This window comes from Candidatus Dependentiae bacterium (assembly GCA_026389065.1).
Lineage (GTDB): Bacteria > Babelota > Babeliae > Babelales > Chromulinivoraceae > JACPFN01.
Genome location: JAPLIP010000034.1, coordinates 1 through 15,982, shown reverse-complemented (window position 1 = coordinate 15,982; position 15,982 = coordinate 1). Strand labels below are relative to the sequence as shown.

At 36.3% G+C, this 15,982-nt stretch carries 21 protein-coding genes; 10 read left to right on the top strand and 11 right to left on the bottom strand.

Annotated features, from left to right (window positions below; all coding sequences use genetic code 11):
* Positions 1-67: 67 nt before the first annotated feature.
* From NTU89_01890 to NTU89_01880, 3 genes are read right to left on the bottom strand one after another with little or no spacing between them, the layout of a single operon-like run.
* Positions 68-898 carry an A/G-specific adenine glycosylase gene (locus tag NTU89_01890; protein ID MCX5923297.1) on the bottom strand — a complete coding sequence of 277 codons (831 nt, stop codon included), beginning with the start codon at positions 896-898 and terminating at the stop codon, positions 68-70.
* Positions 888-2,342: a UDP-N-acetylmuramoyl-L-alanyl-D-glutamate--2,6-diaminopimelate ligase gene (locus NTU89_01885; GenBank protein MCX5923296.1), complete on the bottom strand. Its 1,455-nt coding sequence runs from the start codon at positions 2,340-2,342 to the stop codon at positions 888-890. Before NTU89_01885 ends, NTU89_01890 begins: the two co-directional genes overlap by 11 nt.
* Positions 2,335-3,672 carry an amino acid carrier protein gene (locus tag NTU89_01880; protein MCX5923295.1) on the bottom strand — a complete coding sequence of 446 codons (1,338 nt, stop codon included), beginning with the start codon at positions 3,670-3,672 and terminating at the stop codon, positions 2,335-2,337. The genes NTU89_01885 and NTU89_01880 overlap by 8 nt, the downstream gene beginning before the upstream one ends.
* Before the next feature lie 163 nt (positions 3,673-3,835).
* Here NTU89_01880 and ruvX point away from each other — a divergent pair, with 163 nt between their 5' ends.
* From ruvX to NTU89_01860, 4 genes are all read left to right on the top strand, one after another.
* On the top strand, positions 3,836-4,231 hold the full coding sequence (gene ruvX / locus NTU89_01875) for a Holliday junction resolvase RuvX (GenBank protein MCX5923294.1): 396 nt from the start codon (positions 3,836-3,838) through the stop codon (positions 4,229-4,231).
* Positions 4,232-4,486: 255 nt separating this feature from the next.
* Positions 4,487-5,137 carry a tRNA (adenosine(37)-N6)-threonylcarbamoyltransferase complex dimerization subunit type 1 TsaB gene (tsaB, locus tag NTU89_01870; GenBank protein ID MCX5923293.1) on the top strand — a complete coding sequence of 217 codons (651 nt, stop codon included), beginning with the start codon at positions 4,487-4,489 and terminating at the stop codon, positions 5,135-5,137.
* 47 nt (positions 5,138-5,184) lie between these two features.
* Complete coding sequence (locus NTU89_01865; GenBank protein ID MCX5923292.1) at positions 5,185-5,592, top strand: nucleoside triphosphate pyrophosphohydrolase; 408 nt, start codon at positions 5,185-5,187, stop codon at positions 5,590-5,592.
* An 86-nt stretch (positions 5,593-5,678) separates the two neighbouring features.
* Positions 5,679-5,966 (top strand): hypothetical protein, encoded by a 288-nt coding sequence (locus NTU89_01860; protein MCX5923291.1) that lies wholly within the window; start codon positions 5,679-5,681, stop codon positions 5,964-5,966.
* Between the two features lie 8 nt (positions 5,967-5,974).
* On the opposite strand, the gene NTU89_01855 is transcribed toward NTU89_01860, so the two are convergent.
* The 7 genes from NTU89_01855 to NTU89_01825 form a co-directional block, all read right to left on the bottom strand.
* Positions 5,975-6,724, bottom strand: coding sequence for an RsmE family RNA methyltransferase (locus NTU89_01855; GenBank protein ID MCX5923290.1), 750 nt, complete (start codon positions 6,722-6,724; stop codon positions 5,975-5,977).
* Positions 6,725-6,730: 6 nt separating this feature from the next.
* Positions 6,731-7,360, bottom strand: coding sequence for a hypothetical protein (locus tag NTU89_01850; protein ID MCX5923289.1), 630 nt, complete (start codon positions 7,358-7,360; stop codon positions 6,731-6,733).
* 135 nt (positions 7,361-7,495) lie between these two features.
* Positions 7,496-8,071 carry a GNAT family N-acetyltransferase gene (locus NTU89_01845; protein ID MCX5923288.1) on the bottom strand — a complete coding sequence of 192 codons (576 nt, stop codon included), beginning with the start codon at positions 8,069-8,071 and terminating at the stop codon, positions 7,496-7,498.
* Positions 8,058-8,822 (bottom strand): tRNA pseudouridine(38-40) synthase TruA, encoded by a 765-nt coding sequence (gene truA, locus NTU89_01840; GenBank protein MCX5923287.1) that lies wholly within the window; start codon positions 8,820-8,822, stop codon positions 8,058-8,060. Before truA ends, NTU89_01845 begins: the two co-directional genes overlap by 14 nt.
* A 12-nt stretch (positions 8,823-8,834) precedes the next feature.
* Positions 8,835-9,122 carry a 30S ribosomal protein S18 gene (gene rpsR / locus NTU89_01835; GenBank protein ID MCX5923286.1) on the bottom strand — a complete coding sequence of 96 codons (288 nt, stop codon included), beginning with the start codon at positions 9,120-9,122 and terminating at the stop codon, positions 8,835-8,837.
* Positions 9,100-9,690 carry a 30S ribosomal protein S6 gene (locus NTU89_01830; protein ID MCX5923285.1) on the bottom strand — a complete coding sequence of 197 codons (591 nt, stop codon included), beginning with the start codon at positions 9,688-9,690 and terminating at the stop codon, positions 9,100-9,102. Before NTU89_01830 ends, rpsR begins: the two co-directional genes overlap by 23 nt.
* 132 nt (positions 9,691-9,822) lie before the next feature.
* On the bottom strand, positions 9,823-10,497 hold the full coding sequence (locus NTU89_01825) for a helix-turn-helix domain-containing protein (protein MCX5923284.1): 675 nt from the start codon (positions 10,495-10,497) through the stop codon (positions 9,823-9,825).
* Between the two features lie 151 nt (positions 10,498-10,648).
* Between NTU89_01825 and NTU89_01820 the strand changes: the two genes are divergently transcribed.
* The gene (locus NTU89_01820; GenBank protein MCX5923283.1) at positions 10,649-11,308 is read left to right on the top strand and encodes a ribonuclease HII; all 660 of its coding nucleotides are present in this window, start codon (positions 10,649-10,651) and stop codon (positions 11,306-11,308) included.
* The gene (locus NTU89_01815) at positions 11,271-11,882 is read left to right on the top strand and encodes a hypothetical protein (GenBank protein MCX5923282.1); all 612 of its coding nucleotides are present in this window, start codon (positions 11,271-11,273) and stop codon (positions 11,880-11,882) included. The genes NTU89_01820 and NTU89_01815 overlap by 38 nt, the downstream gene beginning before the upstream one ends.
* A gap of 3 nt (positions 11,883-11,885) precedes the next feature.
* Here the strand turns inward: NTU89_01815 and NTU89_01810 are convergent, their stop codons facing one another.
* A complete protein-coding gene (locus NTU89_01810; protein ID MCX5923281.1) occupies positions 11,886-12,638 on the bottom strand; it encodes a hypothetical protein in 753 nt (250 codons plus the stop codon).
* Between the two features lie 193 nt (positions 12,639-12,831).
* Between NTU89_01810 and NTU89_01805 the strand changes: the two genes are divergently transcribed.
* From NTU89_01805 to NTU89_01790, 4 genes are all read left to right on the top strand, one after another.
* A complete protein-coding gene (locus tag NTU89_01805) occupies positions 12,832-13,692 on the top strand; it encodes a glycosyltransferase family 2 protein (protein MCX5923280.1) in 861 nt (286 codons plus the stop codon).
* A gap of 97 nt (positions 13,693-13,789) precedes the next feature.
* Complete coding sequence (gene ftsY / locus NTU89_01800; protein ID MCX5923279.1) at positions 13,790-14,707, top strand: signal recognition particle-docking protein FtsY; 918 nt, start codon at positions 13,790-13,792, stop codon at positions 14,705-14,707.
* 17 nt (positions 14,708-14,724) lie between these two features.
* Positions 14,725-15,564, top strand: a complete 840-nt coding sequence (gene prmC, locus NTU89_01795) for a peptide chain release factor N(5)-glutamine methyltransferase (GenBank protein ID MCX5923278.1) — start codon at positions 14,725-14,727, stop codon at positions 15,562-15,564.
* 15 nt (positions 15,565-15,579) lie between these two features.
* The coding region (locus NTU89_01790; protein MCX5923277.1) for a hypothetical protein at positions 15,580-15,982 on the top strand (403 nt) is incomplete at its 3' end.

Sequence of the window (15,982 nt, the reverse complement as noted above, 5' to 3'; positions counted from 1 at the left end):
TTTTATATTTTCTTTAGCATAGTCGACCATCTTTTTTTGACAAGACCAAGACCAGGGCTCGCGACAATCAAACTTTAATTAAGCCATTATCTTCTTCTATAAGGCATTCTTCCATCAAATCTTGAACGACATTTGAAACATCATAAAGATTTTCTGGTAATTCATAAGCCACTAACTGACAGAGCTCATCACAAGATAACGATAAACCCTTACTTAAAATTCTAATAATTGCTCCACGAACTTGGCGCTTAGATCCAACAAACTTTGTTTGTAAGGCGTGATGAGAGCTCAATTTATTGCTCGCTTTTACCTTTGTTTTCAAATAAACCCCATAATCCATCAAACCATAATACCAATGGCGAGAGTTATCATAATCCAAACAAGATCTAACCAATGGCAGGATTTGCTTGTCATGAATCTTCTCTCTTGAGTCCGAAAAAAAATGGTGTAAAAAAACTGTACGAATATTTGTTTCAATAAAAACAACCGGTTGATTGAAAGCAAAAGCACAAATCGATGCTGCAGTGTTCGGACCAATTCCTGTAAAAGTTTTTAATATTTCAGGATCATCAGGAACTTGACCCTCAAACTCTAAAACCATGCGCTTTGCAGCTTCGTGCAACCACAGACCACGGCGATTGTAGCCAAGGCCTTGCCAAGCGCTTAAAACTTCTAGCCTTGAGGCACAAGCCAGAGAAAAGATATCTGGAAATTTTTGCAGCCACAAAATAAATTTTGGCTCGACACGAGCTGTTTGAGTTTGCTGGAGCATAATTTCTGAAACTAAAATCTTATAAGGCGTGATATCTTGACGCCAGATGAAATCTCGTTTGCTAACTCGATAAAAATCCTGAATCATTTTTTGAAAATCTAAGAATTTATCAGCCTTAATCTTCATTTTGCGCAATGAATGGTTTAATAATTGAACGTTCTTTAAACGGAAAAGTTAAATCTCCAACAATTTGATATTCATCGCGACCCTTACCAAGAATTGCAAGAATGCTACCTTTTTTAGTTAATTCATAACCAAACTCAATAGCTTTTACACGATTTAACTCTCTATACAATTCAAACGGCTTATCAAAATCAAAACCAGTTTCAACCTCTTTTGCAATTAACACAGGGTTTTCATCTCGAGGGTTGTCAGAAGTTAAAATTACAACATCGCAATATTTTTGAGCAACAGATCCCATCAATGGACGCTTTTGCTTATCTCGATTTCCTGCAGCGCCAAACACAACTATTAAATGAGAAGTCATTGATCTAAGCGTTGAAAGAACCGCTTCAAATGATGATGGATTGTGAGCGTAATCAATAAAACATCGAGACCCATTTTGTAAAATATATTGCTCCATGCGACCAGGAACATGCTGCAAGCCTTTCAAGCTCCATCTAACATCTGCAATGCTAATTCCCAAAGCCTGCACAAGGCCTAAAACACCAAGCAAATTATAAACATTAAACTGACCTAAAAGCGGCGTATAAACATCATAAGTATTGCCATCAATTTTAACATGCACAGAAACTTCTGAGCTTTGTGGATGCGCACAACCGTACAAAGTTGCATTTTTATCAACTAAAGAAAATGATGAGCATTCAGGATTTTCTTGATGCAAAACTTGCCCATGCTTATCATCAATATTTATAAACATGTTTTTTGGATTTTTTATTTTTGGAACCAGCAAAGTTTTTGCTTTAAAGTATTGCTGCAAATCATCATAAAACTCCAGATGTTCATGTGAAAAGTTGGTAAAAACTCCAGCTTCAAACTCTATGCCTTCTAGGCGTTGCAAAGTTAATGCCTGCGCAGAAACTTCCATAACAACATATTCAATGCTGCGCTTCACGCATTCATCTAAAAATATATGTATTTGATCGGGAAGAGGAGTAGTTAAAGAGATCGTGACATAGTCAGACTCAATGCGCTTTTCAACAGTACTAATCAAGGCAACTTTCTTACCCAATGCATGAAGCATGTGATAAACCATGTAAGCCGTTGAGGTTTTGCCCTTTGTTCCCGTAATTCCTACAATTTTTAATTTCTTTGCTGGAAAATCTAAGGCTTGAGCAGCCATTTGAGAAAGAGCTTTGCGGCAATTTGGAACAAATATAATTTGAGCCCCAAAAGCTTCAACCAAATCACTTAACTCTTGTGATAACAAAACGCCCTGCTCAACAACAATTGTTGTAGCTCCCTTTTGCAAAGCAAGTGAAATATAATTTAGTCCATCAGTTTTCGCGCCAGGAATTGCAACAAACGTTGATCCAGCTCCAACAAAATCTGTATGGGCAGTAACAGGATAAATATCGCGAAGAACTATAGTATTTGTACCGTTAAGCATATTTTTTTCTGTAAGAAGTTAAGCCTGTTTTTACCGTGCTCGTAAACCATAACAAGCCCAAAACGTTTACTGCAAAGATCGCGGCAGTTGAAATACCATTAATATTCCAAACAACATCAGCGCGCATTAATGTTCCAGCCGCTGCACACAATATATAAACAACCGAAAATAACCAATCAGCTTTTCCTTTAAATAAAAAGCTCCAGCAGATTCGAGCATTGTATGCATAAGCAACCACAACGCTCATAGCAAACATTGAAACAAGAACCGTAACAATAAGTCCACCAAAAGAACCAAAAACTGTTTCGTATGAAGAAACAAGCATTGCTATTCCAACTTCTCCCGTTTGCCAAGCACCACTTGCAATAACGCAAAGAGAAACTAAAAAGCAAACTATGTGAGTGTTGATGTAAATGCTAAGCATAGACATTATACCATTTTCTATTGGGTCTTGGCCTTTTGTTGTACCAAATGCTACAGCTGCGGTACCAAGGCCAGCCTCACTTGCATTAACGCCGCGAGAAAAACCTGCTGCAAGCGAGCGTTGAATAGCAAAACCAAATGTTCCACCAACAACTGCTTGTGGATTAAAAGCTAAAGAAATCATAAGGTAAAGCGCATGAGGAATAGAAGCAAAATTATAAATTAAAACCATCACAGCGGTAATTAAAAAACCGTAAACTTTAACAGGAACTAATTTATCTAAAAATTTAACGATTCTATCAGATCCACCAATAATGACATAGGATATGAAAAGAAAAACAAATACCGCAGAAATTTCTTGGCTTACTCCCCATGATCGACTTAATGCAGACCCAACAGCATTACACTGAATTAAGTTTCCGCCAGTCAGCATATAAATTAAACCAAAAACACCAAACAAATAAGAAAGAACTGCACCAAAAGGCAGCAAGCTTAAATAATACATCGGGCCAGATTTTTCTGCTGTTGCTTTATCGCTAAAATAGGTTGCAAGGTAAACTTCTGCAAACCGCAGCGAGACAGAAAAAGTAGACATCAACAGCATCCAGAAAATTGCACCTGGACCACCAAGAGCGATAGCGGTTGGAACTCCTGCTAAGCTGCCATTTCCAATATTGCCACCAAGAGTGTTCATAAATGCTTGAAATGGAGAAAGCTTTCCTGCGGCTACAACAGTACTGCTCGATTCATCTGACTTAAAAACTACTCGAATAGCTTTAGCAAAATAACGAAATTGAACAAATCCAAGCTGCATGGTCATGTACACGCACGTACCAAAGAAAAACAGTAAAAAAGGCAGTCCCCAAATTATGTTTTCAAGATCTGATAGCATTGTAGAAAAATTCACAATATTCCTTTATTTTTTTAATTCGTATCTATAAATTTATAAGAGGTTTTATAAAATATGCGCTCGTAAAATGCATAAAAAAACTGTACCATATTTTTACAAAAAGTAACAAAATTCTCCATCAAAACCACAAATTTGTCGATATGCTGAAAGAAAAAAAACCATGAAAGTATTAGCTCTTGATCTTGGAGATGTTTGGATAGGAACTGCGATGAGCGACCCTTTAAAAATAATTGCGACTCCTTATAAAACCACAAAACTAGAACTCCTTATGCCTTTTTTACACGAACTATTTGCTAAAGAGAAAATAGAAACCGTTGTAATCGGCTATCCAAGAACAATGAGAGACACTGAAAGCCTGCAGACAAAAAAAGTCCTGGCCCAAAAAGATTTAATTGAGGCAGAGTTCCCAGACAAAAAATATATTTTGTGGGACGAAAGACTTTCAAGCAAAGGAGCTCGAACCATTCAAGGGAAAAAAGCAAAAACAGATGGGGCTCAAGAACACTCGATCGCCGCAGCTATAATACTTCAAACCTATCTACAGTTTTTAAATTAATTAGATGTCTTGACAATGGCTGAGAAATAATCTTAACATAGAATTTGTCCATTCCCCTTAAGTGGAGATATGTATGCAATGCCGAAAATGTTCAGGATTAATGATTCAGCAGCTCTTTTTTGATCACTTTCTCAACTTTGAAGGGTGGAGATGTCTCAACTGCGGAAAAATAACACTGAAAAAAGAAAAGGTTTTGGAGTATGATTACTTTGGAATCTATTTACAACAACAAAAACCTAGAAAAAAATAATCTCTATGCTGCCTTACATCATCTTGCAATATCCTTATGATAAAATTGAAGTCGCACTCTGCGACAATGGCAATATCATACAATTAGCCCAAGAGCATAAATTCAACGCTATAAAATCAACAATTCCTCATATTTCAAGCATGCTAGAAAATCACAATCTTAAGCTAAGCGATCTAAAATTTATCGGCGTTAATGTTGGTCCCGGGCCTTATAACACACTTAGAGCCTTACTGACAATGGCAAACGGTATACACTTTGCTTCAAAAATCCCATTAATTAAACTAACAGCCCTAGAACTTTTAAGCCTCGAGCATGAAAATGAAAACACATTAATTATTTTCCAAGCTTTTGCTGATAATGTTTTTTATCAATATAAAGAAAATACAAAAACCAAAACAGGCGCTTGCTCTATAAACCAACTCATTGAAAAATTAAACAAACAATCGACCGTTTTTCTAGCTCTTGGCAATGGAGCGCAAATGTACAAAGAGAAGTTACAAAAACATGCAGGCAATAACGTAACTTTTCCAAGCACAATACCGCTTTTTAATTCAATTGAGTCTATGGCTAAAAAATCTTTGGATCTGTTTTTACAAAATAAACTTGAAACAGATTATTTAAAGCCAATCTACTTTGAAGACCTATCTACGAAATAAACTCCTGCACCTACTTATCTTTTTTACAAAAAAGGAATTATAAAATAATGACATCACGCGCATTTAAACAAAACAAATTATTTCGAGACAAAATAAGCAACATTCTTGAGCCACTTGGATCAAGGCTTTATTGGATAGAGCTGTCTGATCAAGAATTTCAAAAACAATTAAGCTTAAAATTGATAGAAGAAGCTCATGAAGTTCAGCATGCAACGACAAAAGAAAACATGCTTGAAGAGCTTGCTGACGTACTTGAAGTTGTAGACGCACTAAGAAAATCACACGGATTTACAACAAAAGAATTAAATGACTGCAAGCTAAAAAAACGTAAAGAAAAAGGTGGTTTTGATGGTAAAAGATTTATCACTGTTGCTGAACACCCGGTTGGTAGCCTTGCTGAGAAATATTGCCTAGCAAACCCTGACAAATATCCTGAAATAAAAAATCAAACATAAGACCTTACCTCAATAGCTTGACCTATTACAAAATCCATTCTAAGCTCCTAATGCTATTAATCATGCATTATAAAGGAACGACTTAAATGAAAAAAATAATTGGCATATTGATTTGCTTATCGCTTGCGACTGTAAACCGTGAAGCTCTTTGTACTGTTTTTATAAATGAAAAACCAGCGCAAATAATTATTGACAGCCAAGGAGAGTTTCACCTGTATCAAAATTGCAATACCTTACAAGAGGCAATCAATCAATTTATGGAACAATATCCGGGTGAATCATTTGCAGCTACAGATCAAATGCTACAAGACCTTAATCTCATAAATATAGATCCTGTATCTTTACCCGCGCAAGAAACACCAGCTAAGCAATAATTTATTTTCTATGACAATCGAAATAAGGCAGCGCTTACAGCAACAGCCTGAACAGCTCGAAGCGTTGTTTGTGTTAAAGCACATTTTTGAAACTTTTCAGAACTTAAAAAGGAAAGCTCTTTTTCAAGAAGGCCGCCCTCTGGACCAACAAAAAGAGTAACGCTTTGATTTCTTGTTATATCTTTTTTTATTTCAAAAAACGACTCTCCTGCAGCATCAAAAACAATTTTGCAAGATGGCAATAATTTATCAATAACAGTGTTTGATAGGGTCTCAGGCTCGAACAGCTCAGAGAAATTATAATTTTTTGATTGCTCTGCTGCAGCAACGACAATTCCGCAAAGGCGTTGATATTCTTTTGGTGACATCAACGATTGTCTTGATTTTGCAGTTACCACTAAGCGAATTTCACTTACACCTATTTCGGTCAAGGAATACACCGCCTGCTCAAGAGCCTCTTTTTTTAAAAGTGGCAATAAAAAAGTAATTTTTGGCTGCAACAAAACATTGTCTTGCAAAGAAAGCACTTGAGCTTGAATTTCTTTTTTCAACACTGAAAGAACTTTGATAAAAACATTGCGTTCTTTATCAAACAACACAAATTCATCATCTTTTTCAACCTTTACAACCTTGATAAGCCGATGCACCAAGTCTTCATCTTGTAGCCAGATTATTGAACCAGAAGACCAAGAAGATTGAATTATGCTTGGACAAAAAAATGAAAATATATGTTTTTGGCCATGATCTTTATTTAACATTGTTTATTAATTTCCAGAAGAATTAAGCCATGATGCTACATTGCTTGCAGCGCGCTTTGCTTTGCCATACTGAACAAGGGCAAAAATTTCTGCATATGTAATATATTGCTGAAATAGCGACCGACTATTTTTACTTTTTTTCATAGAAGTTTCTACCATGGTCATATCAACATTATCAACAAGATTGGAAAACTCATCAAACTCATCTGCATTGTCTACAGAGGAATGTTGACCGACCGGAAAAGATATTATATCAAATGGATTTTCTTCAAGAAGCGTATCTTTAATTACTAAAATACGAAGAACAGCCATAGATTTATCAAATTCAAAGTTAAGAATAACCGCTTGATCTGCTTGGCTGATTGATACCATCAAGTCGATAGCGTTGGGCAAATGATCAATATCAGCACAAGATGTTATCTCTAGCTCGCTTTGAGCGATTTTTCTAGAGCCGCTATATTGATCAAGTTGGCATTTTCCAGCACACTGATTGCCAAATTCATCAACCATATAAATAACCAACGATGCTTTTTGCATAAGAAATTTTTCAGGAACTTTTATAGCAAATGAACAAGCAAATAAAGATGCTGCATGCAAATAAGATAAGCACAGTAAAAACATGATACTTTTTTTCATATTATTATCCTTTCAACTTTTTAACGTCTAATATTTTGGACCATAACAATTTCTGGCAAAACTACAGCACAAACATACAAAATATGTTTTTGCCTTGATTCTATTTATCTATGTAAAAAATCTTTCTATACTCTACTATTTATACCAAGAAAAGAAAACAAACTGTTCATCGCTGCCAGTTTGCTTCATTCCAAACCCCTTGTATAACCCTTGAGACCTAAAGTTGTTGTTTCTTGTTGCGAGATCAACCTTTAAAGCTCCTCTCGCAGCCATATCATCCAATGAAAACTTCAATAGTTTTTTTGCAATTCCTTGTCTTCTAAAATCTTGATCAACGAGCAAGAACAACAATTGCCAAACGTGCTTAGAGTGAGGATAGTAGGCTAAAAAGCCTGCAAGCTTCCCATCAATTTTTAGCACCTTAAAAATAAGATTGTGCAACTTTTTAGACTGCGATGACGTCTTATATCTAAGCATAAAATCTAGTGAATATGTATTTAAAATGCCATTATGAAGCATCCAATACCAATTGTCACCCTTATGAAAAAGCTTATCAACGCTCGCACTGTCTCTATCAAAGTCAAAATCCTGAATATCAAAACTTGACGCCGGTCGAGAATTGTTTTTATTCCAAAAAAATATACCAGCCGACATAAATAATGCAGCTAGCATACAAAGACCTATTAATTTAATATTTTTAACTCTTTTCAAATAGTCCCCCTTCTTTATATATGATTTGTTCTAATACTAACCCTTTTGCGGGTGCATTTGGAAGAGTATGTCTAGGATTTTTATTATTAAGAATAGAAACAATATCATTAAGCCCGAGCTGATCACGCGATGCAACTTCTAAGCAAGCTCCAACAATTCGTCGAACCATATATCTTAAAAAACTTTTACCCTTAATTTCAATTCGATACGCATTCCAAGCAGCCACATAGCTCACATCTACGCTATCAATGGTGCGAATCGTATCTTCCAAGTCATCTCCAGTGCAAAAAGACCTAAAGTCATGCGTGCCAACAAAGAGATTAAGCGATGCTCGCAAAATATCAAGATCTACGCTTCTTCTAAAATGCCAACCAAACCTTTGAACAAAAGGAAGCGGTCTTTCTAGAAAAAAATGATAGGCGTATACCTTCTGAACAACTCCATCATGCGGATGAACAAGCTTATCAATTTTTTGAACATCTCGAACAACAATGTCTGTTGGAATTGCTTTATTCCACGCCTTGCGCAAAACGTCTATCTCAATATCAACAGGAGACCTTACAATTGCAACCTGTCGCAAAGCATGCACTCCAGCATCAGTACGAGAAGCACCAAGGATTGAGATTTTTTGAAAAAATACATTTGAAAAAGCATCGATTAATGCTTGAGAAATTGTTGCTGCACCTGGCTGAACTTGCCATCCATGATAGCTAGTTCCGTCATATGCAACAACAATTTTATAGTACGCCATAAACTCTAAAGTTTAATACTCGGTAGCACAGAAAGGCAACAATGCCATGATTCTTGCTTTTTTGATTTCTCGAGATACCAATCTTTGATATTTATTTGAATTTCCTGAAATTCGCGAAGGTAAAATTTTACCACGCTCAGTCAAGAACTTTGATAACAACACAGCGTTTTTATAATTCAGATCATGAATCATATCTGGGTTGTTAGTGAATCTACATTGTTTTTTTGAAAGCGCCGTTTTTTTACGAAATTTCTTTTTTAAAAGGCGAGCGCTAATCTTAAGCTTGATTTTCTTCGTCATAATCTAAATTCTCTTCGTTTTTAGTTTCAACATGTTTTTTTACATCTTTACCAGCAAAGGCACCACGGCGCGCTTCTGGTTTCAAATCTCCAAGATCATCTCCGTCAATGCCGTCAACGTCTTGATATCTTTCTCTGCTTTCAGCGCTTTTACGAACAGGGCCTTTTTTTAGTAAGCCTTCCATATCATGACGCTTTAAGAAAGAATCAACATCTTGTGGGCTATCTTCTAATGAATCAGGTCGTCTGTATTCCAGCGACGCATCAATATCCAAACGCTCAACAATATGCTTTGTAATCAACGTGTTAAACTTAAAGACAAAAATCTCACTAAGAGCTTCAAGCAGCTTAACTTTTTCTTCTTTTTCAACTTCAAAACGAGTTAAAAAATAGACTCCATACTCATTTTTGTTAACTGGGTATGCAAGACGATATTTACCCCAACGATCAAAAGAGACCAATGTACCTTTGTGGGCACGGACTACTTTTAAAAAGTGGCTTTTTATCGCTTCAGATTCATCTTTTGTTATCTCAGGCACTGTGAGAAACAGAATCTCGTATCGAAACATAAACTAACATCCTATTTGAATTCTATACCGGAAAACTCTGTGACCAATATAATAGGTTATACGAATAAAAACATGCTTTAATATTAACAAAATTAGAAAAAACGTCCAGCATAAAACAAAAAACAGCAATATTTACATATAATTTTGAATTCTTTGAACCACTCGTCCAATAATTCTAAAGTAGTCTTTGCCACGAATTAAAGCCACGGGAGAGTCTTTATGGTTAACCGGTGACAGCAAAATAAAGTCATCTGCGTAAGTCACGCGCATGATCGCCTTTTTAGGATTATCGTTGCCATATTCTACAGCTCCAACATCACCAGTCCTAGTCCAAACCTCAGGAGAGATCAAAACCAGATCGTTTTTATAAAACATAGGCGCCATGCTATTATTATCAATAGAAAGCGCAAACATAGAGGAATCTGTCGAATTTAAACAAGGAACAAATATATCCTTAAAGCCTGTTGTTATTTGCATTAATTGGTTTGTGTAGGGCGAAGGATTTGATGGAATATCTCCAACAACTGGTATAACGCCTAACTTTAACTGAACGTCTGTTTTTTCAGGAAGGCTAACATTGTTGTCAATATTATCGGTTCTTTTTCGGCGCTGTGTAAAAAGATCTATCGGATTAAGCTCAAAAGCATTTGCTAGCTTTCTAAGCGAATCCTCATTCCATCTTCTTGTTCCATTTTTGATATGAGTTAAATAGCTTTCAGACATTCCAGTTTTTTCTGCCAAAACTCGTGTCGTCCACCCTTTCTCTCTAAGTAATTCTTTAACCCGAAGTTCGGTTGAAAGAGACATAATAACTCCTTATTTTGATCTTTTTGGTAGTATGATAGTATGGTAACATGATTCTTATTAGCATAGAGAATATCGAAAAACCGCTTTCTGTCAAATGGAAAACCAGTCCATTTTTTTTAACACTATGAGAAAAAAGATTATAAATAATAACATGTACAAATTTGAGCAAGAATTTTGGAGTAAAAGCCTCCAGATCTGTGGAATGGATGAAGTTGGCAGAGGATGCTTAGCTGGTCCAATTGTTACATGCGCAGTTATTCTCAATGAAAATGTTTACCATCCAGATCTTATAGACTCTAAAAAGCTATCCCCAATAAAATTAATCAAAATGCACTCATGGTTAATACAAAATTGTTCATACTCTATAGCAATAAATAGCCCAAGGGTTATAGACCAAATAAATATCTATCAGGCGACGGCGAAAACCATGAAGTCTAATCTTTTACACTTCTTTTCAACCTTAAGTAAACTTCCAGACATTATTTTAATTGATGCAATGCCCCTAAATTTACTACGAACGCCATACGACAAAATAGAAATTCAATCTTTCACCCAAGGAGAATCGAAATCTGCATCGATTGCTGCAGCCTCAATTATTGCAAAAGTAACCAGAGACTTAATTTTAAAACGCCTCGACGAAACATTTCCATCCTATAGCATGGCAAAGCATAAAGGCTACGGCACCGCAGACCATTACGCAGCACTTAGATCAAACCAAGCATCAATTATCCACAGACAAACTTTTCTAAAAAACTTTTTATTGGAACAACAACATGAACAAAGAAACGAGCAACGATCACTTTTTCTCTGAAATCATAGAGGGAAATCTATCGCAGTGGACAGGTCAATGCTGGAAATGGGACATCATGCCAACCTTTGGATCTCTGGTAATAACTTCACACGGACCAATAAAAATTTTTGGGATCGTTCACACCATTAAAACAGGATCGATGGACCCAATAAGATTTCCTGCCCCATACCAAAAAACAGAAGAAGAGCTGTTACGCGAGCAGCCTCAAATTTTTGAATTTCTGCAAACCACCTTTACCTGCGTAACTGTTGGATACGAAGAAAACGGAAAAACTTTTTATCACCTGCAACCACACCCGCCAAAGATCCACGCATTTATTGGAAATGCCACAGCAGACCAATATCAAAGCTTTTTTTCAAGCGACCAGTTTTTACATCTTTTATTTAATCTTTCCTCGCAGCTTTCTAATCTGGACGAGCTACTACTAGCTCTTTTAAAAAATATGAACGAAAAAAAATGTCTCAACAAAACCAATTTTCATGATTTTATTGAGACATTTTCTATGCTTTATAAAAACGATTATCAAAAATTAAAAATCTTTTTAAAAAGAACGAATCACTTATTTATAGAATAGCGCTTAGGCTTTTGCCTTTTGACCCTGCTTTCCATACATCCAACTTGTTACCAAAGATCCTGCAAAAGCTCCTTGGAAAAATCGTTTCTTTCCAGATTCTGAGTTTGTATCGCCAGAAGAACCACTGTAATAATTATTTGTAATTCTTGGAAAAATGCCAGATGCCGACTGGTTTGCTACAGACGCATCAACCTTTGTAAAATTACAGCCTTGAGCTGTATCATCTTGCGAGAATGAATAACCCTGGCTATCCCCATCTTTATTATAAGTAGAATCATCAAGGGATCCTAAAAAGGATTTTATGGAAGCTGGCTGGAGAGAAGCTAGAACTGATCCAAATCCTGCTTTTTTTACCTCAGGAGCAGCCGCCGGCTTTGAGAAAGACTCTTGGTCTACCAATTTTTGATCTAACGGCTTTAAACCCTTAAGTCTTTGAAATGACTTGACAAGGCATCCCGCTAAATATTTTACCTGCTTAGCGCTGTAAATTTGCAATGCCTTTTGAGACCCAGCATCCTTAGCTGAATTAAATGGAGAAATCACATAATCATTAACAATTTTTTTACTTACCATCTTCTGCTTACAGGTTGCAAGTATCATCATGCTTGCTTTTTGACCCATTGGGGTTCTTAACCACCATCCTACAGCAACTGCCGTTGGGATCTCCCACAAAGCACTGCCATACGATGGAATAAGCAAAAGAGCTAAAACCAGAACTTTAACCTGTTTTGAAACTTTTAATGATTTTTTATACATAATTTTGACCCTAATAAAACGAAAACCCTTATTAAAAGAATAACAAAGTTGGCAAAAAAGTCTATTCTAAAAAGCTTTTTTGAACATGGCTTTAAAATTAATTCTAAGAAAAGCAGACCAGTTCAAGCTTTGACAATAATTGGAATATATGCAAATATGCTGGCATTCAAAAATATTAACCGAAAATAAAAAAATGATTCAAAAACTATTAAAAACAGTCATATCGACCCTCTATTTTTTGACAACACTTAGTGCCTTGGTAACTCAGGCTCAAGAAGTCCGACCAATAACAATTGCTATTCTAGCAAAGGACAAGGCTCACACGCTTCCATTGTTTTTAAAATGCATAGAAAATCAAACCTGGCCAAGCGAAAAGACCTATCTTTATATCAAAACCAACAACAACAACGACAACACGGTAGAAATCCTTGAAAAATGGATCGAGACAGTAAAAGACCGATACCCAAAAATCTACTTTGACTGCGAAAATGTTACAGAAAACATAGAACAATTCTCTCAGCACACCTGGAACAGCGTTAGATTTAAAGTGCTTGGAAAAATAAGAGGCAACTCTATAAAATGGGCAATTGAAAATGATTCTGATTACTTTGTGGTAGATTGCGACAATTTTATCAAGGCTCATACAATTGAGTCTCTTGCATCAGCAAACCTTCCTATAGTTGCTCCTTTTTTAAAGCTTGCAAGGCCAATTCTTTATTCAAATTATCATGCAGATGTTGATGATCATGGATATTTTAAAGGATGCCAATTATATTACGATATCTTCAATCAAATAGACCCTGGATGCCACAAAGTTCCAGTTGTTCACTGCTCATACTTTATTCAAAATAGCGCCCTTCCATTTATGTCTTATGACGACAACAGCTATAGATATGAGTATGTTATTTTTAGCGATGTTGCCAGAAAAAACAACATTGATCAGTATATCGATAATCGAGACGTCTATGGGCTCATTACTTTTGCTGAAACCGCCCAAGAGCTTGAACAAGAAACCACGGTTCCCGGGGTTCTTTCATGGACAAACAACCAATAAAAGCCTTTTTTAATTTGTTTTTACACTCGTGATTGGCTAAACCTAAAATCTATGGAATACTAAATTTACTTTAAATTTATAAACCAAGGCCAACGAAATGTTTCAATTTATCAAAGACAAATTAAAAAAAGTTTATTCTGGCTTAACTGCACAGCTACAAACGATTTTCCAACAAAAAGCAATCGATCAATCAACGATTAATGAAATTAAAGAACTTTTGCTCAAAGCTGACACAGGGGTAGTGCCAACAAAAGCAATCATTGATCACCTACAAAAATCATATCAAGATGGCAGCCTGAAAGAAGGCAGCGACATGCAAAAAATACTACATCAAGAACTTGCAAAGATTTTAGAAAAACCAAAACCATGCAAAGAGTCTGCGGTTTTTCTTTTAGTTGGAATTAACGGTAGCGGCAAAACAACCTTTGTTGGAAAACTCGCAAAACACTTTTCTGCGCAAAACAAACGTTGTTTAATTGCCGCCGCAGATACTTTTAGAGCTGCAGCACCTGAGCAGTTAGCATCATGGGCTAACCAGTCTGGATCTCAACTCGTTATCGGAAAACCAAACCAAGATCCCGCATCCGTTACTTTTGACGCATGTGAAACATTTAAAAAACAACAATTTGACACATTAATAATTGATACCGCTGGTCGACTGCAAACCAAAGATTCTTTGATGAAAGAACTAGAGAAAATAAAGCGAATAATTAGCAAACAATTACCAAGCCACACAATTTGCACCCTTCTAACAGTTGACGCAATGCTTGGACAAAACTCCCTTGAGCAAGCAGAAATATTTCACCAATCAACAAACCTTGACGGGATAGTTTTAACCAAAATTGACGGGAGCGCAAAGGGCGGAATACTATTTGCTATTGTTGAAAAATTAAACATACCAATCGCCTATCTTTCTTGGGGTGAACACATTGATGATATGACTACTTTTGAGCCAGAAGCATACATACAAAACTTACTAGGTGAAGTCTCTTTTCAATCGAACAAGAATCGATAAAAAATAAGGCAGACTAAATGAATAGTTTTATAAAAACAATAACAGCCCAAACAAGCTTATCAACCCAAGAAGCTTGGTGGCTTCTCGAGCATGTAACTGGCAAGAAAAAAGAAACATTAATCACGCAAGGCTCTTTAAGTGAGCAAGAGCAATTAAGCCTACAAAGTCTCATTTTAAAGATGAAAGATGAGCATATGCCACTGGCATACATTTTAGGCTTTGTACCCTTCTTAGACCTAAAAATTCATATAAAGCCGCCTATTTTAATACCTCGGCAAGAAACAGAGCAATGGGTACAAGAGTTGATTGAAACTTTAAAAAATAAGCCTGCTCAGAATTTTTCAATTCTTGATATCGGAACCGGTTCAGGATGCATCGCCCTAGCGATTGCCAAGCAGTTCCCACTCGCACATATCACAGCTATTGACATAAACAGATCGGCCCTAGAACTCGCTCGCCACAACTCAAAAACAAATGGCATTTCAAACATCACATTTATTCAGTCTGATCTTTTTGCATCTATCCCCTCAGGATCTAGATTTGATCTTATCGTTTCAAATCCTCCATACATCGACCCAAGCATGATTCACTCTCTTTCAAAGCAAGTTAAAGACTGGGAAGATCACGCGGCTCTTTTTGCAGACAATCAAGGAATGGCAATTATTGATAAAATTTTGCAACAAGCGGATGACTTTTTAAAACCTTGCTTGAATATGCCTTTTCAGCTCGTTTTAGAAATCGACCAATACCACAAAGACGGTGCTCTGTCCTGCGCGCAAAATTATGACTGGTCTGCAACCGCATGTAAAGACTCTTTTGGAAATTGGCGCACCCTTTGGTGCAAAAAAAATACTTGATAGTGGTTATTTAGCATGAATGCTTACAAAATTGCCCTTCTTTTCTCTCTTTTTTCTTGCAGCCTACAAGCACCTTGGTGGGGCTTGCAATCTGCCTTAGCTTTTTTTGCAAAATTTCAATTTCCAAAAATACAATCATCAGTTGACGATCAATTTGCTGATGAATGCATTGATAAATGGGTGCGCAAGGCAATTAAGCGTCAAGATATTGAAGAACTTAAGCATCTTTTATCTTTAAAAAAATCAGATGGACATGGATGCGATGTTAATAATATACGGGTAGAAAACAGACCGGCAATTTATTATGCAGCATTGGAAAACAACTACCAAATGTGCGAGTTGCTTTTAAAGGCTGGTGCAAATCCCAACCAACCTTCGGGGGAGGGACTTAATAGAACGCCTATTTGGAAAGCTATCT